This is a genomic window from Sphingobium terrigena (assembly GCF_003591655.1).
Classification (GTDB): domain Bacteria; phylum Pseudomonadota; class Alphaproteobacteria; order Sphingomonadales; family Sphingomonadaceae; genus Sphingobium; species Sphingobium terrigena.
This window is the reverse complement of the sequence record NZ_QVRA01000025.1, coordinates 1-20,469: the sequence shown is the minus strand read 5'-3', so window position 1 is coordinate 20,469 and position 20,469 is coordinate 1. Positions and strand designations below refer to the sequence as shown.

Sequence of the window (20,469 nt, the reverse complement as noted above, 5' to 3'; positions counted from 1 at the left end):
CATGCCATTCCGCACCGACCATATTTCGCATTTCAAAACTCTTGCCAGCATAGCGGTTCCACGGCCCGCGCGCGCACTGGCATGGATATTGCTGTTGGGCATGGCAGGGTCCATAGCGTTCCTGTTGCTCGTTCCGTGGGTGCAAACATCGACCGGCACTGGGACAGTCATCGCGCTCGATCCGCGCGATCGGGTTCAAAATGTGACCGCCCTGGTGCCTGGCCGCGTCGAACAATGGTTCGTCACGGACGGATCGCGCGTCAGAAAGGGTGACCCGATAGCCCGCATTTCCGATAATGATCCAGGTTTGATTTCACGTCTGCGCGCCGAACGCGCCCAAGCCGACGCAGAGATTGCAGCGACACGGCGAGCCATGGGTGTTGCTCAGCGTGATGTCGGCCGCATGGGGCAGCTTTATAGCGAAGGCCTGTCGCCACGCCGCGACCTGGAACTCGCCCAGATCAAGGTTGAAGATTATGGCGCGAAAGTTGCTAAGGGTCTCGCTGATCGCAACCGGCTCGACATCGATATCAGTCGGCAATCCGTGCAAATCGTGCGCGCTCCGCGTAATGGCCGCATATTGCGTATCCTCGGCGGCGACACGGCTACGATGGTGAAGGAGGGGGAAATCCTCGCGACCTTCGCACCGGAGGAGGCTGTTCGGGTTGTCGAACTCTATGTCGATGGGCGCGATGTTCCGCTCATCTATCCCGGACGCCCCGTCAGACTGGAATTTGAAGGATGGCCCGCCATCCAGTTCAGTGGATGGCCTTCTGTGGCAATGGGCATGTTCGACGGGCAGGTCCGCGCGATCGACGTGTCGGCATCGAGTAACGGCCTGTTCCGCATATTGGTCGAACAACGGCGCGGCGGACGGCCGTGGCCCAAGGAACCGTTCGTGCGCCTTGGTGCAAAGGTTCGTGGCTGGGTGATGATGGATACCGTGACATCGGGCTATGAACTCTGGCGACTGCTCAACGACTTTCCGCTGCAATATCCCGCAGGTGCTATCGACGGAACTCTCGGCAAGGCCGCAACGGGGGATGGCAATGCCAAATAGGCTCCATCTCCCCGTCCTGTCCGCTGTGCTGTTCGCAATTACCGCCATGATTTCACCAGGGAAGGCCCAGGATGTTGCGGCGCTACCCGCGCTCGCGCCCACCGACGCCGGAGTACTGTCTTTGGACGATGTGTTGGCCACTTCGGCCAAACAATCGCCCCAGATTCTGGAAGCATTGGCTCGTGCACGTTCAGCCGATGGCAGACGTTTGAGCGCGGAGGGCGCGTTCGACACGTTATTTTCGGCCGAGGGTGGGTCGCGCGTCTTGGGCTATTATAACGGCACTTATGCCGACGCCAAAGTCGCGCGCCCTATCGAGAATTGGGGCGGCCAGATATATGGCGGATACCGCGTGTCGAGCGGAAGCTTCCCCATCTATGAGGACAAAAACTACACTAACCAGTTGGGCGAAATCAGGGCTGGCGCGGTTTTCTCGCTTTTGCGGGACCGGATGATCGATGAACGGCGCTTTGGCCGTGTTTCCGCCGACGCCGATCGGGCCGTTGCCGACGCAGAACGGCAGATGGTCGCGATCGGCGTGCAACGCAGGGCATTCGACGCCTATCTAAATTGGGTTGCCGCCGGACAGCGCCTTGGAATTTATCGCCATCTTCTCGATCTGGCGCAGGAGCGGCAGCGAGGCTTGCAGCGATCGTTCGAAGCTGGACTGCGCCCACGCATCATTCTGGTTGAGAACGACCAAACGCTGCTGCGAAGGCAAGCCATGGTCGTCCAGTCAGAGCAGGCGGTCGCCAATGCCGCCAACACTCTATCGCTCTATTGGCGCGATGCTGATGGCAGGCCGCTTATCCCCCGCAAGGAACAAATGCCGGTCAGCTTGCCCGCCCTACCTATGGCCAATGTTCCGCAGGTGGTGACGCGGCCAGACCTCATTGTCGCACAGTTGCGAGAACGACTGGTGCGTGACCGTCTGTCCTTGGACCGGAACGCCTTGCTGCCCCGTCTCGAACTCCAGATGGAAGTGGCGCGGGATATTGGCGATGTTGGCTTGGGCGGAGTGTCACGAAGTGGCAATGACGTTCGTTTTGGACTGCGCTTTTCGGTACCACTGGAACAACGGGCCGCGCGTGGCAAGCTGATGCAGACCCAGGCTGAACTCGACGCAAACCGCCGTCGGACGCAGTGGCTGGACGAACAGATCAGGGCGGAGATAGACGGTATCGGCATCACCCTCAGCGCGGCAGATCGATTGATCGCCTTGTCGGAGGATGAAACGCAGCGCGCCCAGGAGATGGCGACCGCAGAACGGCGCCGTTTCACCATGGGGGCCAGTGACCTGTTTCTCGTGAACTCGCGCGAAGAGGCAGCAGCCAGCGTCTCTCTCACCCTTCTTGATCAGCGATTGCGGCGGATTGCAGCCAATGCTGATCTTGCGGCCTCGTCCGGCAATGCAGCGGCTCTTGGCCTGTGACGTGTCAATGGTCGCTTAGAATGCGTTTTGCTTCCGCTTGAACGCGCGCCGCGATCAAGCGGAAATCGGCGCTATTTGCTGCATTTTGGCGCCATGCAGCCGCGATGGAGCGGGTCACCTGCCAATCGACGGGCGTGACACGACGTATCAACGCCTCGCCCCCGACATCGGACCGCAGATAGAGTTCAGGCAGGACTGCTATGCCAATCCCGGAACCTACCATTTGTTGAATGCTGTCTAGGCTTGTGCCTTCGTAATCTCGTAAAATGACCGCACGAAGGTCGTCACAAATCCCTTCCACCATCCGGTGATAATGGTGCCGAGGATCGAGCGACAGAAATGCTTCACCAGCCAGGTCATGGCGCGTCACGTTCGATTTTTCGGCAAGTGGATGATGGGGTGGGACGACGATATGCATCGGCTCGCGAAACAACGGTTCGATTTCCAGCCCTTCGCCGATCAGAGGCAATGGCCCGATCATCATATCGAGGTTACCCCTCGCTAGCTCCAGGGCTTGCTCCGTCGGAAGCCCTTCACGAATATAGAGTTTGATGTCGGGCTGTTCGGCATGGAGTGAAGCGATCAGCGACGGCATCAGGTAGGGGCCAAGGGTAGGTGTAACTCCGAATCGAATGACGCCGACCATCTTCTCGCGGGATCTTCGAGCAACTGACCGAATTTCCTGAATTTCCACAAGAACCCGTCGCGCCCGTTCCACCACCAATCGACCTAGCGGTGTCATTTGCACCGCCCAGCCTTTTCGTTCGATCAGCGCGGCACCAAGCCGCTTTTCCAGCGCCGAGATCTGTTGGCTCAGCGTCGGTTGAGATACGCCACATTCATCTGCCGCCTTACCAAAGTGCAGCAGGTCGGCGACCGCGACGAGATATTCCAGTTGGCGAACGGATGGCATAGGCAAACGATAGATAACTTCTATCGTTTAATCTATAAAATTTCGATTGGCTCGAAAACTTATGATGAGCCATAAGGGCGTCAACAGCCCAAAGGGCAAGCAAACTGTAGAGACATCGGCAAGATCGTTTCTTCCTCCTCTACAGGTTGCCAACCCCAGCCAGCTACCGCCGCCGCGGCTCCCAACCGGCCTTTATCGCTGGCGGCGGACACTGGCGACGCACGTCGATACCCCCCTCTTCGTGCGTCGCCAGACTATTTCCTCTCCCTGAAAGGGTTACACCATGTCCCTGACTGCTATGTTGTCGGCATTCCTGGTAATCTCGGCGATAACGCCGCAGCAGGCAGATACGGCTTTCGCCGCTTCAAATTTTCATATGTTCGACCTGAAGCATCTCGAAGGTTCGCAAACCGCCCCTTCAACACCGCAAACCGCTGAGATCATAGTGGAGAGCCGGGCGTCCTATAAGCCTGTCCCCTTAGCTACCAGAGACCATGAAACCCTGGCCTATATCGCCCGAGGATCGGCGTCGTCCTGCACCGTGCTCCTCAATATCGCATCCCGCTGCGTTCGCCCCACCCAACTCGTCAGCATCACGGCAGTTGACGGAATTTCTTGGGACGTTCCATGAGCAAGCCGATAGTCACCCGGCGGACCCTGTCCATGTCAACGCGCAATGGCGGCGCGAACGAGGATGCTCCAAATCCGGTATCGGTCAATCCGCCTCCGATGAAGGAACCGGCAATCCGCACTCGCGCGATGCCCAAAGATACCAACTCGGCAGGCGACATTTGGGGCGGATGGCTGCTGGCCCAAATGGACCTGGCGGGCGAGGCGGCCGCCAGAGAAAGGACTAGATGCCGCGTAGTCACCGTCGCCGTCGACGCGATGGAGTTTCTGCGTCCGGTCAAGGTCGGCGACGTCGTGAGCTTCTACGCCGATGTTGTCGAAGAGGGGCGGACCTCCCTGATCGTTGAGGTCCGCGCCATCGCCAACAGCGAGGACAGCGGGATCAAGCATCGGGTAACCGAGGGCCGCTTCACATTTGTGGCTATCGGGCCGGATGGAAGCCCTCAAAAAGTCGATCCGGGCCAACGAAGGTGATGGACGAAAATCACACCGATATTCATCCAATCCAGAAAGCAATATCATGTCGTTCATCGTAACCGGGACCGACACCGACGTCGGCAAAACCGTGGTCGCCGCCGGTTTGGTAGCATCGCTCAGAATGCGATACTGGAAACCTGTACAGTCCGGTCTCGATCCCGATGGCGATGCCGAACGCGTGATGGAATTGGCTGGGATCGACCGATCAAGAATAGTCCCGGAAGTCTATAAATTTCCAGTCCCGGCGTCACCGCATCTGTCAGCCCGTCTTGCGGGTGAAATGATCGATCCAAGCCGCCTCTGCCTCACCCCTGACAAAGCAAAGGGAGTGGTAATCGAAGGGGCGGGCGGGGTCATGGTGCCTCTAAATGAACAGCTTCTATTCATCGACATATTCAAAGACTGGAAATTGCCAGCAATTCTGTGTGCGAGAAATTCCGTAGGAACAATCAACCATACATTGCTGACAATTGATAAGTTGAAGCGATATAATATACCACTGATTGGTGTAATTTATTCAGGATCGCCAGAACATACAGAAAATCAGAGGATAATAGGGCATTATTCCGGAATACCAAATCTAGGAATTTTGCCAATATTAAGTACACTTAATACTGAAAGCCTAATTCAGGCTATGAATGATTATATTGATATTTCACTTATAAATTGTAAAAACTAATAAACATAGATGATATTGTTCGAAAAATTGAAATCGTATTCTATTACGAAAAAATATGATAATTACGATGATAAATACGAGGCAAAAATGTGCCGATATTTAATAAGATTAAGAGCCTGATTCATAATTATCCGATGAGATTTCATAGCCTTGCGATGCGACGGGCGAATAGCTGGATGGAAGCTATGAACAACCACGCAGTTGCCGATGCGATGGTCTGTTCAAAGTCCTTGGCGAGGCGGCGGTTGCGATTCAGCCAAGCCAGTGTTCGCTCGACGACCCAGCGGCGCGGGAGAACCACGAAGCCTTTTGCCACATCGGATCGCTTGACGATCTCGACGGTCCATTTGCCGATACGCCGGAGCGCTTCCCTGAGCTTGTCGCCAGCATAGCCGCCATCGGCAAAGACATGGCGCAGCCATGGAAAGCGGCAGATGATTTCAAGCAGCACCAGTGGCGCACCGTCGCGGTCCTGAATGTCGGCGGTGTGGATCACCGCATGTACCAAATTGCCCTCGGTGTCGGTGAGGATGTGGCGCTTACGGCCCTTGATCTTCTTGCCCGCGTCATAGCCGCGAGGGCCGCCGCTTTCAGTCGTTTTCACGCTCTGGCTATCGATCACGCCAGCGCTGGGAGAAGCCTCGCGACCAGTCGCTTCACGAGCCATCAACAGCAGGGCATGATTGAGCGAGAGCCACAGTTTGTTATCGCGCCACAGGTAAAACCAGCGCCGCACCGTCGAGACCGGCGGAAAGCAGGGCGGCAGCATTCGCCACGGCAGTCCCCCGCGCAGCAAATACAGGATTGCCTCGACAATTCGCCGCAGCGGCCATTTGCGTGGTCGGCCCACATAGGAGGGCGGCGGCAATAGCGGTTCGAGTACCGACCATTCGGCATCGGTCAAATCGCTTGGCAAAGCCAGCCCCGCGCGGGCATACTGCGTCCGAGTGGTATCGGTCCACATCGTTGATCTCCGGAAGTTTGTTGCAAAACCCCTGAATCAACGACTGCGGCGAACGTCAAGCTAACCCGCTGATACCACTCAACTTAGTTTCGGATCGGGCTCTAACAGTTAGAAAGTTATACATAAATATATTTCAATTCAAGATTTATGTGGAACGATTTACGGACTCTAATTTACTAATATCAATCGTTTTTATAGGGATTCCATTCCTTATATACTGCATCGTTACATCATAACAGGCAGCTTATCGATCGAAAGTCTCCTTGCCGGAAAACACATGGATCGTCCCGCCCGATCACGACTTTGCGCTCCCGATCTGGCTGCACGAAAAACCCTGTCGGAATGGTGAGCTACAGACAACCGGCCTAGTGGGGTTTTCCGCTACCCTAAATTAACACCCGCTCCACCTCGTCCAGCGTCACATCATCGTCATCATCGGGCCGCCGATCGTAGAGCTGGGTGGTGCGGATCGAACTGTGGTTCGCCATCGTCGCGGCCGTTTCCAACGTGCCGCCATTTTTCATATAGGCGGTGATCCCGGTCGCGCGGAAACTGTGGTTGCTAATCGCCGTCCCGATCTCGGCGGCCGCCGCGCGCCGGCGCACCATCGCGAAGGCATTGGCCTGGGGCAGGGGGGTGCCGCGCCTTGCTCGTCATAGCTCCACCTTCTCAGGAGTTGGAGCCTCAGACAAACCCGGCGCGGTTCAGGTGGGACACGATCGCGAGCTCAGTTAAAACCTAATGAATACGTTGGTTGCTAAAATGTGATTCACCCGGTCCGGGCCAATCCGAAACACCGTCTGGTTGAGGTAGCCTGGTTCGATCGTGATTCCCTCCGCTACTGGCAAGCTCGCACCTATAAAGGTTCGGACCTGATCGATGCCCTTGTGCCGGTCCCATCGGGTTGTGTTCAAACCAACGAACGTTTCGTTCCACACGACTACACGTAAGGGCCCCCGCGGTAACGGCAACTGTGCCCGAAGCTGTTGACGAAGGCGCCAACCAACTCCCTCCGAATCCGACCGAAAACGCTGTTCGACCCGCGTACGGCCGCTGATCGACAACCCAGTCGCCCTGTCTTGTTTGAAGATGTAGGCGACCTGCTCCCATGCCCGATGCTCCTCATTGGCGACGGTGCGAGCGAACCGGGTGTGGACGTAAACATAGCCCGCCGTCGCGGACCACCCGCGCGGCAGCCTTAAGGTCAGGCTCGGTCGGATCAGTACCTGGCCTAGTCTAGATACTTCGTCCGTATAGCGACCGTGGAGTTCGAGCGTTGCATCCACGTTGTCGAACAGGGTGGTCGTTCCAGTCATCGAAGTCCAGATTTGCTCGTCATGTTCGGATGCGTGGGCAGGAATCGTGCCCACGACAATGGCGAGCGGTGCGGCGATGTATCGGAAAAGGGGCATGGGGTGCGTGCTCATGAGCGATCGAAGAAATCAACGCGGCCAGTGCCGAGCTCGTAGTAAGCCCCGACAATCATGAGCTTGCCCTCTACAAGTGGCTTCATCAATAGTGGATCGCTAGCTTCGCGCAGGTTACGCACCGTGCGTCGGACGTTCTGGCGTATCGCGGCCTCGGTGGCGTCGCCAGCAATGCCCCGCGCTTCAAGCACGGCGGGGATTATCGGCTCGACCATGGTGCCGATCGCACCAGGGAAACGCGCGTTCTTACTGACCACGTCCATCGCGGCCTTGACCGCACCACACGCTTCGTGCCCCATGACCACGATCAAGGGCACACCTAGAACTGCTACCGCGAACTCAATCGAACCCTTGGCGACTGTGTCGACGGTATTGCCAGCGTTGCGGACGATGAACAGTTCGCCCAAGCCGCGTCCAAACAACAACTCCGGCGGCACTCGGCTGTCCGAGCAGGAAACATAGGCAACGAACGGCGCCTGATAACGAGCGAGTTCCAGGCGGCGCTGCGGCGAGATGTCGGGATTGAGGATTTCACTGCGCAGAAACGCGGCGTTGCCGTCCTCGAGGAGCCGCAGCGCCCCATCAGGGTCGAGTGTTGTCTTGCCGTCCTTGGTCGGTGCGGGTGGGACAACGCGCGACTGGTGTCTCGATGCGACTTGCGCGCTCGCAGGTGCGACGGCGATCGTCGCTGTGGTCATCGCGCCGGTCACAAGAGTGCGGCGCGACAAATTAATGTCGAACATGGGTATCCTCTCCTTCTATTTAAAAGATTGCAGGTGAAATGGGATATTTAACCATTCAACAGAAGACCAAGACAGCCGCAATATCAAGTTATATCCTCTTCTTTAAAGCCACAGCCGGGCGCGGTCATCGGAAGCGGCGGCCAAATCGGCGGCAGCCAGTGCTGCGCACGCTTGAGCGTCCAGCAACCGCACGCGGGCGTCAGTCGCCGCTTCTTCATCTGAAGAACTTGGGTAACAAGACGCAACGTCAGATGTATACCGCCTATATTGCCGGCTTGATTGGCTCTAGCGATCACAAGAGCATTTAGCGCATGGCGGCCCGCACAGACGCGCATAGAGGCTGCGTCAGAACGCTGGCGTAACGGTGCACGATCGAAGTCCGATATGATCCCGAGGGATTGCGAGACCAACCTTGGAAGCCATCATGTGGAACCCGACCGCCCGCGCGCATCATATACGATCCGACAACGTCCTGGATGGGGAAGCAATGGCGAGATCTTCTACAGCCTGACCGAGGCGAAAGTGTTGATCGAAACGTGGCGGCGACATCAACGCCCGCTACGGCGTTGACCATGTATTCAGATTCTACACCCATAATTCCGATCAGCGCGCACCCTACCATGTCAATGTGATCTCGGCCGCGACACATGAGGCATCTTATATGCTTGATGGCCTGACCAGACATGGCACCGATCTCGTGATCTCCGAGCATTATACCGACACCGGCGGAACGACCGATCATGTCTTCGCTCTGTGCGCCATGCTGGGATTTCGTTTCTGCCCGCGTCTGAGGGGGTTCCCCGACAGACACCTCGCGCCGATTGCCCTGGCCACAGCCTATCCACTCCTTGGCCCGCTGTTGGGCAAACGCATCCGGACCGATATTATCCGTGAGCAATGGGGGGACGTGCTGCGGCTTGTCGGTTCGGTCAAGACCGGCCATGTCGCGCCTTCGGTCATGTTGCGAAAGCTCGCCGCCTATGAGCGGCAGAACCAACTCGAAGTGGCGCTACAAGAAATCGGCAAGATTGAGCGGCCCCTGTTCTTGCTGGACTGGCTTGAAATCCCGACCTGCGCCGGCGGTGCCACGCCGGTCTTGTAAATCGGCGAGCACGAGTTGCCGACACCCGCTTGAACCTATTATCGTTCTCCAAACGAGTTTGCTTCAGATGGCCGAAAATCAGGCTGTAGATTTCCGCTGAGAAGTGATGGAGTGGATGCCCCCTCCCGACGGCATCAAATGTGCCATTGTGATGTTTCCGAACGTCACAGTAGAGGAGAAGGCATCCATGGACGAAGTTAGCATTGTCGGCCTGGACTTGGCAAAGCGGGTTTTCCAGGCTCATGGAGCGTCCTCCAGCGGGGACGCGATATTCCGCAGGAAGCTCAGCCGATCACAGGTGCTGCCATTTCTGGCTCGGCAGCCACGCTGTATTGTTGCGATGGAGGCATGTGCCAGCGCTCATTTTTGGGGGCGGGCTATCAGAGAGCTGGGGCACGAGGTTCGTTTGATCCCGCCGATCTACGTAAAGCCATTTGTGAAGCGGCAAAAGAACGATGCTGCGGACGCGGAGGCGATCGCTGAAGCGGCCGTTCGGCCGAACATGCGTTTCGTTGAGGTCAAATCGCAGAGCCAGCAAGCAGGTGCGATGGTGTTCAGGACTCGCGACCTACTGGTTCGACAGCGCACACAGCTGATCAACGCACTGCGCGGTCATCTTGCCGAACATGGTGTTGTCGCTCCGCAGGGGGTGACGAACGTCCGGATGCTGGAGGCTGCGATTGAGGAAGCCGAAACATCGCTCGAGCTGCTGATCGTCGAGACGGCACGGCTTTACCTTACGCAGATCGCCTCGCTGAGTGAGCAGATCGTGATGCTTGAGAAAGTTCTCCAGCAAGAAGCGGCCAAGGCGGTTGCGACGGCCCGGCTGTTGACCGTGCCCGGGATCGGTCATGTTACCGCAATGGCTATCGAGGCCTTCGCGCCTCCAATGGAGACTTTCCGGCGCGGGAGGGATTTTGCCGCCTGGCTTGGACTTGTGCCTATCCAGCGATCTACCGGCGGCAAGCAGGTCCTTGGCAGAACATCCAAAATGGGCCAGCGCGATATCCGGCGACTGCTGATCACGGGCGCAATGACGATGGTACGCTGGGCAGGCCGTAAAGCGCCGCCAGAAGGTTCCTGGTTATCTCGCATGCTGGAGCGCAAACCGCGAATGCTGGTTGCCATTGCTTTGGCCAATAAAATGGCTCGCTCAGTCTGGGCGATGTTGACCAAGGGTGAGGATTACAGGGATCCGGTGACTGTCGCGGCCTGATCAGACGATCGCGCGATCAGTTCCCGGTGCGTCGGGCGTGTGAGAAGATCGAGGAGTAGTAAGGGCAAAGTGATCGGACAGATCCGGTTCTGAAAAAGCATTCCGAGTCATGGGGCTGCGAGCCCGCAGAAGTGTTTTGCATCAGATCCGCGCATCTCCATACCGGCCAGTGGACATCAGTCCGCAGAACAGGCCTGATACATGACCGCATCCGATCACACGCCGGCGCCGTTCCAAAACCTCTTGCGCGACTGGGGGCATCCATACATGACCCGGTATTTCCATCGAGAATTGACCCGGGTGATGGTATGTCCCGCAGAGCGGGTTTTGGGTCAAGCTGGTGATTTTTCCTTTCGTGGTTTTGGTGATGCAGAGCTTGCCCTGAACCGGAAGCTGTCATTGCCAGTTTCGATGATGTGGCAATGATGGGTTAGTCGATCCAGCAGGGCGGTGGTCATTTTGGCATCGCTGAATACCTCGGCCCATTCGCTGAAGCTGAGGTTGGTGGTGATCACGACGCTGGTGCGTTCGTACAATTTGCTGAGCAGGTGGAACAGCAAAGCTCCGCCTGATGGGCTGAACGGCAGATAGCCCAATTCGTCGAGAATGATGAGATCGAGTTTGAGCAGACGTTCGGCAATCTGCCCCGCCTTGTTGGCTGCTTTTTCCTGTTCGAGCGCGTTGACCAGATCGACCGTGGCAAAGAAGCGCACTTTTCTGCGGTGATGCTCGACGGCTTGAACTCCCAGCGCAGTGGCGATGTGCGATTTGCCGGTGCCGGGCCCGCCAATCAGTACTACGTTGTCAGCGCCGTCGATGAACTCGCCGCCATGGAGTTGCCGAACCAAGGCCTCGTTGGCCTCGCTGGATGCGAAGTCGAACCCGGCTAGGTCCTTTGTAAGCTGGGGTCAGTACATAGAACGGACCCAGATATACGCTAAGCGCCGACAGCCCCGCTCAGGTGTCGGAAAACACCTGTTTGTCGCACATTGATGCGGAAGATGGCCGTTTTTGTGCTTGCGGGAGTCGAAGGCCGGTGTTCCGATCGCAACCCCATTAGCGGACGCTCGAGTTACAAATGGGGGATCCAAAAACGGTCTTTCGTTCAGGTCGATCTTTGCCATCCCGGTCGCTTTTGATGCAAAAATCAAAACTTTTGCATCAACGAAATGGGCAACCACAATGCCATAAATTATCGAGAAGTTGACGGATTTACCGACGCTGGGATTTCATTAGAGCATGTCGTTCGACATGTGCCAGCAGCACTTCGATATCTTCACGACTGATATCGAAGCTTTCATGCATATCTTCCAGTGCCGCATCGATATCGGATGAATGAAAAGCTCGTGGAACGCGAGGCTCCGGCGTGAGGGCTGGTACGTGCGGATAGCTATGTGTGGTCATACGATGAAAGAACATAGCTATCGACACAAGTGCTATGGAATTGATCGCTACCGGCGCGAAAGCGAAGCTATACCCTGCTGCGTGAATGCCTTGGCTGCCAATTACTGCAGTAAGCGCAGCCGCGCCTCCCGGAGGATGTAGGCAGCGTAGTAGCGACATCACCAGAATCGCGCCGCCCACCGCGACGCCAGCGGCAAGTGTGATGTCTGGAAACAGATTGAACGCCCATACGCCAATCAAGGTTGAAATGGTGTTGCCGCCGACCACGGCCCAAGGCTGGGCTAGAGGGCTGGAAGGCACGGCAAATACCAGTACCGCTGAAGCACCAAGGGGTGCGACAATGATCGGCAAATCCATAGCAGAAAGAGGAAGGCCAGCACAAACTACGATGGTAAGAGCGATGGCAATCGCAGCACCCAAACTTGCGATCAATCGATCTGGCAAGGTCGCGCCTGCAAGGATTGGCTTGAATATGTTTAGCACGATATCTGGGAAATTAGTTGTAGACTAAAGTGGTGCTGGCGCGGGGTACGTTCGAGAGCTGGATCGCTGCAGGGAGCCGTGAGCCAGCGGCAGCCTGCGCAAGAGTTTGTTGGTCCAACTCAGCGAGAAATACGCCCATAGCTTTGTTAAGCATACCTCTTAGACCACAGCTGCCGCGCAGGATGCAGTTTTCGCAATCGGCAAGATTCAGACATGGCTCGGTAAGTCTCACCACTTCACCAAGCGTGATAGTTTCGGCTGAACGCCCGAGACGAAATCCTCCGCTGCGCCCGCGCACGGTCTGGAGTAGACCAGCGTTGGAAAGCACATTTACTACCTTCATCGCATTATTGCGTGAAATAGCATGGTCGGCAGCCACTTGCGCGACCCCCAACAGCCCGTCTCCATCCCGAGCAGCTAGTGCTGCATGGAGCAAAATGCGTAGCGCGTAGTCGGTATGCGCGGTCAGGCGCATCTCAAATCTTGACCTTAAACATGCAGGTGCATTGCATCTTTTTAGAGCAGGAGTATAGATGCATTCCATCAGCATGTTTATATGGAATTGCCCATGACCACGCCGCTTTCTGAACAGACTATCGCCATCGTCAAATCCACTGCGCCGATCCTGCAGGTTCATGGCGTGGAAATCACGACGCGCATGTACGAACGGCTGTTTGTCGATCCTGAAATCAAAGCCCTATTCGATATGGCGGCTCAAGAATCTGGCGAGCAGCCTAAGCGGCTTGCGGCTGCCATCCTTGCCTTCGCACAGAACGCCGACAAGCTTGAGGCGTTGAAACCCGCGATCGAACGCATCGCTGCGCGCCACGTCGCGACGCACATTAAGCCAGAGCATTACCCTGCCGTTGCGAACGCCTTGCTCCCGGCGATCAAGGACGTTCTTGGGGATGCGGTTGATGATACCGTGCTGAATGCATGGGGCGAGGCGTATTGGTTCCTTGCTGACGTTCTGAAGGCACGTGAAACCATGCTCTACACTGAGGCGGCGTGACATCGGAAATCATGCCATCAGAGGCCGCTGCCGAACTTCCCGAAGGCTTGGAGCCATATCGTCAGACTGACGTGTTTACAGAGGTTTCGATTCCAGCGGGCCTTCGTAAGGATCATTGTACGAAGCCAGGGGTATGGGGGCTGATACAGGTGGCGGAAGGCCGATTGCGCTATTGCGTAACCGATCCACGCCGAGTGGGTGCCGAACTTATACTGACGCCTGAGAGCAGACCAGGTTTGGTGGAGCCTACGATCCTCCATCATGTTGTGCCGCTTGGACCCGTCCGGTTTCATGTTCAATTCTACCGTCAGCTTTCCGAGGCTGTGCCGCTGTGTCGGTTTGAAGAACTGGCAACACGGGAAAACCGACTGCGCAGCGGAGCCACTGCGGCAGAGCCGCAAGATTAGTTTGCCCAACGGTGGCTTCGCCCACTATTATGGGCACTATCTGTGCATCAGATTTTTGCATCAGGGAGAGGCGCAGATTTCCGCCATTCTCGATCTGATGCACAAATTGTGATTTATGCATCAGATCGGAAACAGGCTTCGGGAAAGCCAATGTCAAAATTCGACGCACCGTCCATGACCGGTGATACCAACGGTCATGGACGATGATGCCGATCTGGCCTATCAAAGCGACGAGCTAATCACGCAATAAACAAGTATTGGAACGCCAACGACCAGAATTAGGAAAGCAAGGTTTAGGTCAATAAATCTACCCAGACGACTGAGCCTGCTGTTGGAATCGGTTTCATAATGTGTGGTCGCTTCGTCTTCTATTTCCAGAGAGAAATTGTTAGAAAAGAAGTGCTTGGGTCTTGAGCGTAACCGCTGGCGATTCTCTACGATGCGAATCCCATCGATATGGTGCGATAGGCGATGGTGCGGCTTTTCAGTAAATTCTGACATGTGCGATTCCCGCTTATTCGAGATCGCGGACGCGCTTCGCGCATCCGCGGGATCAAAATCGAATAGAGCCCGAACTCAAGCGGCAAATGTCCGCGAGCTCGGGCTAGCGGCGTGCGGCGAGTTGGCCGGCGTGATCAATGAACCGCTTATATGTCTCAAGCAGAGGCATCCAGCGAACATCGCGGTACACCTCCTTAATGTCAAATCGACGCGGCAGCCGATCGATTATTTGTCCCAACGCGCGCAGTTCGCGCGCCGTGCGCAGGTTATCGGGGGCTGATCGGGTAATCCAGACGGACATGGCTATGTCTGCCCCGCCATATTTTCCTTGCTACCATCCCGTGTCGCGATCCTGACTGCGGGCGCACAGTCGCAACGCTGCGGATCGTGGGCAAGCAGCTCACCCGTCGCGATCACTTCAAAGGTCCGGTTGTCGATGTAGCGCACAGGCTCGCCGTTGAGCAGAGTTGTCCAGGCCGAGCCGCGATGTTGTCGCGCTCCTACTCCCCCTTGCGAAGTGAAGAGGTGGCGGTGCTCAACCACGAACAAAGGCGTGCCGTCATCCCCGGTGCAGCGGTGACGGGCCAGTTCCTCGATCATGGCCTCAACCCTCTCCGGGCGGCGTCACGCTCACGATGCGCAACAGCCGGTCATGGCCATCGCGATCCGGCCAGCGGATCGAAGACCCGGCTGTCATGCCGATCAGGCCGGCACCAATCGGAGTCAGTATCGAAACGCGTCCTGCAGCTATGTCCGCATCGCGCGGATAGACGAGTTGCACGGTGCGGCGCGCGCCAGTGCCTTCATAGATGAAGTCGATCCGCGAGTTCATCGCCACCGTTTGCTCCGGCAGTTCGCCCGGCTCGCACAACTCGGCGCGATAAAGCTCGGCCAGAAGCATCGCCGAGGAATGTGGGTCCCTGTGTTCGGCGCTAAGCGCCAGTTCCGAGAGCGCGTCGCATTCGCCAGCGGTAAGATGGATAGTCGGACGACTATTCGCCGGGAGAGTGTATTGTTCCATTGCAGCAGCTTTCCGCCATTCAAGACCGGCGCGCACGGCGCGACCATAAGGATCAGATCGAATAAGGCCCGAACTCAGGCGGCAACGCCGTTCAAAGCCCGGGCTACAGGCGCGCGGCGAGTTGCCCGGCGTGGTGGCGAAAGCGCCTGTATGTCGCGGGAGCGTACATCAATCGAAGATGATGCCTGCAACAGGTTACGTCAACCCTTGGCACTTCTATCGAGCGTACGGTGTCACAACCGGTCGGCTGTGAAGCTGCCGCAGGCCCCACACATTTTGCGAGGCAGGAAGTGTCAGAACCACGGTTCGAAACGTCCGCTTTCAAAAAGTGGCCGACTTTTCTCGTGAATTTGGGAGGAAGCGGCCCGGCAGCTTTTAAGAGCCGAACCCTGTCGGAAAACACAACCTTTCCGACAGTGCTACTGAGCAGCGGCAGGGACCTCGGGGTAAAGCAAGAACACCGGTGATCTGCAGGGTGTCGGAAAACGGTATGGCCCGAGCCTTCAGTGATACGAGTCAGACGTCTGCATTTCGCGCGGCGTTAGAGGACCTTTGCCACCAGCTCGCGATGCTCGTCGTCCGCGATGGCGAGGGCGCACAGAAGCTGATCGAGATTCAGGTCACTTGCGCGGAGAGCGACCGCAGCGCACACCGTATCGCGATGAGCATCGTCAACTCGCCGCTGGTGAAGACGCCCATTGCCGGCGAGGACGCCAACTGGGGCCGGGTCGTGATGGCGGTCGGCAAGGCCGGTGAACCCGCCGACCGCGATACGCTGTCGATCCGCTTTGGGAACACGCAGGTTGCCGAGGGTGGGCTTGCGCTGAGCGGGTATGACGAGGCGCCTGTGGCGGCATATCTGATGGGTCAGGAAATCAAGATCGGTTTTATCCGCACTCCCGGTTGCGGCGCAAAAGCGGGATCTTGTCCTGTCTAAAGTGCGGAGGATAAGACGCAATATACCAGCACCGGTACGCCAACCAGAACGATTAAAAGTAAAAGGTTAAGCTCCATAAGTCGGCTTAGCCAGTCTTTACCTTCATTTCGCCTATCCTCGGTATCTGCCTTAGAATAGTCTTCTACAATTTCCAGATCAAATTCGTTCGAGAAAAAGTTTTGTGGCCTCATCCGCAGGAAAGGCTGAGGTGCTGGATTGGCAACCTGATGCTGACGGTCATCTTGACACAAGTCATCGGATTTCGAGACTTGGTTTTCCACTACACGGTTTCCACTTATTCGAGATCATGGGCGCGCAGAACGCGTCCCAAAGGTCAGATCGAATAAAGCCCGAACTCGAACGGCAGTGGCCGCGAGCTCGGGCTAAGCGCGTGCGGCGAGTTGGCCGGCGTGGTCGCGGAAACGCTTATGTGTCGTAGGAGCGTACATGTCAGTAACATCGGGGACCCGTGTCCTAATGTCAACTCGTGCAAATCCATTCGCTCTCCTATTGACCTTGACCGGCGAAAACCCTAGCTCGAGGGAGCGGGCCGGGCCCCTCTGGCGATCGTCTCTGGACGAACGTGATGTCGGACCGCATCGGGTTATCTCGATGTCTAGGCCTGGCCTGTTTGCCTGCTTTCATCGCGGCTGATCCGATCGTTTAATCGTTGGTTGGAGAGCGGCTTTGCCTATATTTTCTCACAAGTTGACCCAGTTGCATGCGCGGCTGGATGAGCAGATCCGCGTCGAGATGAAGCGACGCATGCCCGATACCTTGCGGCTATTTCGTTTGAAGCGGTTGCGTCTCGGCGTAAAGGACCGCCTGCACGCACGCGCCTTGCGGCCGCAGTTCAGCTGAACCGACACGCTGAACCATCGTTGTAGAATCATCGTCCGTAAGGATTGGCTTCACCGATCAGAATGGATCGGGATGACAAAAGGAGAGCGAAAATGGCCTATTTTCTAACTGCCGGCTTGGTGCTTGCTGCTACCGGTGCGGCCCTCGGCATAACTGTCGATCATCAGAACCAGGTGGATCACCGCAGCGGTCCGGTCGCCGTCAAATATCGCGGCGACGTGGTCATCACCCATAAGCAGGTGGGCGCGGTTGCACCTGGCGGAAGACCGTCGTCGCTACGCTGCGACTGGGCGGCGAGCATGTCGGTGGCGCGACACGCGGTCGCGGCATCGGGTACCAGGCTGGTGCGCAGCATGAATAGCGAACCGGTGATTTCGGGCACCCGGCCCGGCTGGTGCGTTTCGAGCCATGGCGCGATCAGGAAGGAGGTCGCGACGAAGTCCGCGGACATGCAGCAGCATCTGGTAAAGCTGGCGCAGGAAGACGAGCAGATGCTGCGCGTCGAGCTCGACCAGATCCACAGTCCGCAGCGCGCTGGATGATCCGCCGCGTTCAATTGGCGGGAGTGCTCGGTGCCGCGAGCTGCGGCCTGATCACGCCCGCGTTTGCACAGGATGCCGGTTCGGTAACCTTGGAGGTAATGAGCGAGGAGGAACGCCGCGGGCTGAGTTGGAGTGAAGGACGTGCCGCGCTGGCAGGCGATATTCGCGTCTCGCGCGGCCGGCTTGATGCATCGGCGCGCGTGGTAACGCTTCGAAACAGCGTGCGACACGGTGGCGCCGATGCGGTCGTCGACCTTTCGGTGGGAACCGACTGGGATCTGGGTGCGGTGCGTATCCGTACCGACGCCACCGGCCACGCATTCGCGGGCGCGCGGGGCCGCATGGACTATGTCGAGGCCGGCGTGTCGGCAAGCTATGCCTATGGTCCGCTTTACGCCACGGTCGGCGTGATCGGCGCGCCGTCGCAGCGCGCGATCGGTGGCAGCAACGTGTATGCCTATGCGAACGCCAATGCCGGTATTCCTGGTACGCCGCTGACGATGCTGGCCGAGGTCGGCCACTCGTCCGGCAGCGTCCGCGACCCCAGTCGGGCGCAGCGTCTTCGTCCGGGCGGCAGTTACACCAACTGGCGGCTGGGTCTCGAGCATCGTCGTGACCGTCTGACGATCGGCGTCGATTATATTGGGACTGAAGTCTCCCGCACCGCCACTGCCAGCCGGTTTGCCGATCAACGCAACGCCGGAGACAGAATCGTAGGGCGCGTACAGGTTTCGTTCTGAGGATTACCAGATGCTCCATCATCCGATGATACCAACAGGTTGCGATCGGCGAGCAATCGACGCTTTGCCGTTAATTTAGTGGTTCCCACAATCGCTCGCGTTTTCTGAACGCGAGCGGCTTCCCAAAATCAGTCAAGAGCGTAGAAACGAGAAAATGTTGACGCCGATCACTAACAGGAATCCCACCAATGCTAGGATCACAGCCGTTCGGTTGTGATTCTGAATAGCGGATAGCTGGCTTTTAGAATCCGCACCTTGTTAACGCCGAAATGGTTATATCCTAAAGGTCTATCCGTGTGAGCCTCAACGCAGTTTTATAACATTTTTGTCTGCACGGCGTATGGCCGAATGCACTTTCACGCGTTCTAAAAGNGGGGTGACTACACGAAAGTGACGTATCTGCACGCTAAGGGCGAACGGATAGCGAACTTCACGCGGCGAGCAGGGAGCTGACGGCGCGCAGCGGCCGCAAGGCATCCGGATCGGGCCGATCTTCGACATTCCAGCTATAGTCCCCCGTCAGCGAGATATGCTCCCAGCCCAATGGCGCGACGTGGCGCGCGATCTCGTCGGGCGTGCCGATGTCAGCCAGCGCCATTTCGAGATAGCGAGTGTTCCACAGGATGATGGCGGCGACGAGCAGGTTGAGGCCGGAGGCGCGATAAGTCTGGTTTTCGAACCGCCGATCACGCAATTCGCCGAGCTGGTTAAAGAAGAGCGCGCGGGCGAGCGCGTTGCGGGCTTCGCCCTTGTTGAGGCCCGCCTGGGTGCGCCGGCGCAGGTCGATGTCGCGCAGCCAGTCGAGCATGAAGATCGAGCGTTCGAGGCGGCCAAGCTCGCGCAGCGCGAGGGCCAGTCCGTTCTGTCGCGGATAGCCGGATAGCCGGCGCAGCATCGCCGAAGCAGTGACGGTGCCGGTGCGGATCGACGTGGCGAACCGTAGCAGTTCGTCCCAATGCGCCGCGACATGGCCCAATGCGATCGGTTCGGTCGTCATGCCGGCGAGCAAGGGGCCGGATTCCTGGCCGGGAAGGAGGTGCAAACGACGCTCCTTAATGTCGCGCAAGCGCGGCGCGAAGCGGTAGCCGAAGAAGGGCATGAGACCGAACACATGGTCCGATGCTCCACCCGTATCGGTGTAGTGCTCCTCGATCGTCATGCCGGTCTGGTGATACAGCAAGCCATCCAGGACATAGGGCGCTTCGCCTGCGGTCGCCGCGATCACCCGGCTCGCAAAGGGATCATATCGATCCGAGACATGGGTGTAGAAGGCGACGCCCGGTTCGTTGCCGCTGCGCGCGTTGATGTCACCGATCGCGGCCCCACGACCGCCGGCATGAAACTGCTGTCCGTCGCTCGACGAGGTGGTGCCGTCTCCCCACAGCGCGGCGAGCGGCATGGTGCGATGGGCGTTGATCAGCCTTCCCAGCGCCTCGCCATAGGCGGCCTCGCTGATGTGCCAGTCATGCAAGTGAGCAAGCTGGCGCAGACTTGCGCCCCGGCAGGTTTCCGCCATGCGCGTGAGGCCGAGATTGATGCCATCGGCGAGGATGACGGTGAGAAGCGCATTGCGATCGTCGGCCTCCCGGCCCGAACGTCGGTGGATGAAGCATTCGCTGAACCCGGTCCAAGCATCGACCTCAAGCAGCAGGTCGGTGATCTTCACCCGTGGCAGGCGATCATAGGCTGCGCGACGGGCAATTTCGGTAGCGGGCGGCGTTGCCGCCTTCAGCGGCGAGATGATGAGGCCGTTTTCGTCAAGCCTGACCTGGGGCAGCTCGCCTTGTCGCGCGAGGACCGTTACCTGTTCGATGGCCGTGTCGAGCCTGGTGCGCCTTTCCTCAATATGGCGCTCGAAATCCGTTTCGATGGCGAGCGGCAGTGGTCCCTTCTCGCGAAGCGCCGCATAGGTGGCCGG

General features: G+C 57.7%; 22 protein-coding genes and 5 pseudogenes. 14 read left to right on the top strand and 13 right to left on the bottom strand.

Annotated elements, in window-relative coordinates; translation table 11 throughout:
• Position 1: 1 nt before the first annotated feature.
• Together D0Z70_RS19650 and D0Z70_RS19645 are read left to right on the top strand one after the other, a co-directional pair.
• Positions 2-1,060, top strand: coding sequence for an HlyD family secretion protein (locus D0Z70_RS19650; protein ID WP_119749390.1), 1,059 nt, complete (start codon positions 2-4; stop codon positions 1,058-1,060).
• A gap of 46 nt (positions 1,061-1,106) precedes the next feature.
• Positions 1,107-2,492, top strand: a complete 1,386-nt coding sequence (locus tag D0Z70_RS19645) for a TolC family protein (RefSeq protein WP_119749388.1) — start codon at positions 1,107-1,109, stop codon at positions 2,490-2,492.
• A 4-nt stretch (positions 2,493-2,496) separates the two neighbouring features.
• On the opposite strand, the gene D0Z70_RS19640 is transcribed toward D0Z70_RS19645, so the two are convergent.
• Positions 2,497-3,405, bottom strand: a complete 909-nt coding sequence (locus D0Z70_RS19640; protein ID WP_119749386.1) for a hydrogen peroxide-inducible genes activator — start codon at positions 3,403-3,405, stop codon at positions 2,497-2,499.
• Between the two features lie 283 nt (positions 3,406-3,688).
• On the opposite strand from D0Z70_RS19640, the gene D0Z70_RS19635 reads away from it, so the two are divergent.
• Genes D0Z70_RS19635 through bioD form a run of 3 tightly spaced genes read left to right on the top strand, consistent with a single transcriptional unit; the run spans position 3,689 to position 5,191 of the window.
• Positions 3,689-4,036 carry a hypothetical protein gene (locus D0Z70_RS19635; protein WP_119749384.1) on the top strand — a complete coding sequence of 116 codons (348 nt, stop codon included), beginning with the start codon at positions 3,689-3,691 and terminating at the stop codon, positions 4,034-4,036.
• Positions 4,033-4,509, top strand: coding sequence for an acyl-CoA thioesterase (locus tag D0Z70_RS19630; protein ID WP_239019036.1), 477 nt, complete (start codon positions 4,033-4,035; stop codon positions 4,507-4,509). The genes D0Z70_RS19635 and D0Z70_RS19630 overlap by 4 nt, the downstream gene beginning before the upstream one ends.
• Positions 4,469-5,191 carry a dethiobiotin synthase gene (bioD, locus tag D0Z70_RS19625; RefSeq protein ID WP_328804712.1) on the top strand — a complete coding sequence of 241 codons (723 nt, stop codon included), beginning with the start codon at positions 4,469-4,471 and terminating at the stop codon, positions 5,189-5,191. The genes D0Z70_RS19630 and bioD overlap by 41 nt, the downstream gene beginning before the upstream one ends.
• A 142-nt stretch (positions 5,192-5,333) precedes the next feature.
• Here bioD and D0Z70_RS19620 read toward each other — a convergent pair whose 3' ends face one another.
• From D0Z70_RS19620 to D0Z70_RS19605, 4 genes and pseudogenes are all read right to left on the bottom strand, one after another.
• Entirely contained in the window at positions 5,334-6,155 is an 822-nt protein-coding gene (locus tag D0Z70_RS19620) for an IS5 family transposase (protein WP_011950763.1), read from the bottom strand.
• A 386-nt stretch (positions 6,156-6,541) separates the two neighbouring features.
• Positions 6,542-6,793 (bottom strand): annotated as a pseudogene (locus tag D0Z70_RS19615) (tyrosine-type recombinase/integrase); the annotation flags it as partial.
• A gap of 93 nt (positions 6,794-6,886) precedes the next feature.
• Complete coding sequence (locus D0Z70_RS19610) at positions 6,887-7,582, bottom strand: DUF2490 domain-containing protein (protein WP_119749382.1); 696 nt, start codon at positions 7,580-7,582, stop codon at positions 6,887-6,889.
• Entirely contained in the window at positions 7,579-8,325 is a 747-nt protein-coding gene (locus D0Z70_RS19605) for a carbonic anhydrase (protein ID WP_119749380.1), read from the bottom strand. The genes D0Z70_RS19610 and D0Z70_RS19605 overlap by 4 nt, the downstream gene beginning before the upstream one ends.
• Positions 8,326-8,363: 38 nt before the next feature.
• On the opposite strand from D0Z70_RS19605, the gene D0Z70_RS25225 reads away from it, so the two are divergent.
• The 3 genes and pseudogenes from D0Z70_RS25225 (at position 8,364) to D0Z70_RS19590 (ending at position 10,643) form a co-directional block, all read left to right on the top strand.
• Entirely contained in the window at positions 8,364-8,633 is a 270-nt protein-coding gene (locus tag D0Z70_RS25225; protein ID WP_119749378.1) for a hypothetical protein, read from the top strand.
• A gap of 224 nt (positions 8,634-8,857) precedes the next feature.
• Positions 8,858-9,423: pseudogene (locus tag D0Z70_RS19595) on the top strand (Tn3 family transposase); the annotation flags it as partial.
• A gap of 191 nt (positions 9,424-9,614) precedes the next feature.
• A complete protein-coding gene (locus D0Z70_RS19590) occupies positions 9,615-10,643 on the top strand; it encodes an IS110 family RNA-guided transposase (RefSeq protein WP_119749443.1) in 1,029 nt (342 codons plus the stop codon).
• Between the two features lie 332 nt (positions 10,644-10,975).
• On the opposite strand, the pseudogene istB reads toward D0Z70_RS19590, so the two are convergent.
• From istB to D0Z70_RS19575, 3 genes and pseudogenes are all read right to left on the bottom strand, one after another.
• Positions 10,976-11,539 (bottom strand): annotated as a pseudogene (istB, locus tag D0Z70_RS19585) (IS21-like element helper ATPase IstB); the annotation flags it as partial.
• A gap of 316 nt (positions 11,540-11,855) precedes the next feature.
• Entirely contained in the window at positions 11,856-12,530 is a 675-nt protein-coding gene (locus D0Z70_RS19580; protein ID WP_119749376.1) for an HPP family protein, read from the bottom strand.
• Between the two features lie 13 nt (positions 12,531-12,543).
• Entirely contained in the window at positions 12,544-13,005 is a 462-nt protein-coding gene (locus D0Z70_RS19575; RefSeq protein WP_037479447.1) for an RrF2 family transcriptional regulator, read from the bottom strand.
• A 93-nt stretch (positions 13,006-13,098) separates the two neighbouring features.
• Here D0Z70_RS19575 and D0Z70_RS19570 point away from each other — a divergent pair, with 93 nt between their 5' ends.
• Positions 13,099-13,542: a globin domain-containing protein gene (locus D0Z70_RS19570; protein ID WP_037479448.1), complete on the top strand. Its 444-nt coding sequence runs from the start codon at positions 13,099-13,101 to the stop codon at positions 13,540-13,542.
• 11 nt (positions 13,543-13,553) lie between these two features.
• Positions 13,554-13,778, top strand: a pseudogene (locus D0Z70_RS25800) (TehB-like domain-containing protein); the annotation flags it as partial.
• Between the two features lie 10 nt (positions 13,779-13,788).
• Here the strand turns inward: D0Z70_RS25800 and D0Z70_RS25795 are convergent.
• The 3 genes from D0Z70_RS25795 to rnk all read right to left on the bottom strand — a co-directional run bounded on the left by D0Z70_RS25795 (position 13,789) and on the right by rnk (position 15,471).
• Positions 13,789-14,175: a hypothetical protein gene (locus D0Z70_RS25795; RefSeq protein WP_338054922.1), complete on the bottom strand. Its 387-nt coding sequence runs from the start codon at positions 14,173-14,175 to the stop codon at positions 13,789-13,791.
• A 578-nt stretch (positions 14,176-14,753) separates the two neighbouring features.
• On the bottom strand, positions 14,754-15,050 hold the full coding sequence (locus tag D0Z70_RS19555; protein ID WP_096063962.1) for a hypothetical protein: 297 nt from the start codon (positions 15,048-15,050) through the stop codon (positions 14,754-14,756).
• Positions 15,051-15,054: 4 nt separating this feature from the next.
• The gene (rnk, locus tag D0Z70_RS19550) at positions 15,055-15,471 is read right to left on the bottom strand and encodes a nucleoside diphosphate kinase regulator (RefSeq protein ID WP_119749368.1); all 417 of its coding nucleotides are present in this window, start codon (positions 15,469-15,471) and stop codon (positions 15,055-15,057) included.
• A 463-nt stretch (positions 15,472-15,934) separates the two neighbouring features.
• Here rnk and D0Z70_RS19545 point away from each other — a divergent pair.
• A pseudogene (locus tag D0Z70_RS19545) lies at positions 15,935-16,357 on the top strand (bifunctional ornithine acetyltransferase/N-acetylglutamate synthase); the annotation flags it as partial.
• Positions 16,358-16,404: 47 nt separating this feature from the next.
• Here the strand turns inward: D0Z70_RS19545 and D0Z70_RS24680 are convergent.
• On the bottom strand, positions 16,405-16,689 hold the full coding sequence (locus D0Z70_RS24680; RefSeq protein ID WP_147418796.1) for a hypothetical protein: 285 nt from the start codon (positions 16,687-16,689) through the stop codon (positions 16,405-16,407).
• A gap of 427 nt (positions 16,690-17,116) precedes the next feature.
• Between D0Z70_RS24680 and D0Z70_RS19540 the strand changes: the two genes are divergently transcribed.
• From D0Z70_RS19540 to D0Z70_RS19530, 3 genes are all read left to right on the top strand, one after another.
• Complete coding sequence (locus D0Z70_RS19540) at positions 17,117-17,269, top strand: DUF465 domain-containing protein (RefSeq protein ID WP_338054921.1); 153 nt, start codon at positions 17,117-17,119, stop codon at positions 17,267-17,269.
• A gap of 92 nt (positions 17,270-17,361) precedes the next feature.
• The gene (locus tag D0Z70_RS19535) at positions 17,362-17,811 is read left to right on the top strand and encodes a hypothetical protein (protein WP_119749364.1); all 450 of its coding nucleotides are present in this window, start codon (positions 17,362-17,364) and stop codon (positions 17,809-17,811) included.
• Positions 17,808-18,551, top strand: a complete 744-nt coding sequence (locus D0Z70_RS19530) for a TorF family putative porin (protein WP_119749362.1) — start codon at positions 17,808-17,810, stop codon at positions 18,549-18,551. Before D0Z70_RS19535 ends, D0Z70_RS19530 begins: the two co-directional genes overlap by 4 nt.
• 430 nt (positions 18,552-18,981) lie before the next feature.
• Here the strand turns inward: D0Z70_RS19530 and D0Z70_RS19525 are convergent.
• The coding region (locus tag D0Z70_RS19525) for a Tn3 family transposase (RefSeq protein WP_119749360.1) at positions 18,982-20,469 on the bottom strand (1,488 nt) is incomplete at its 5' end.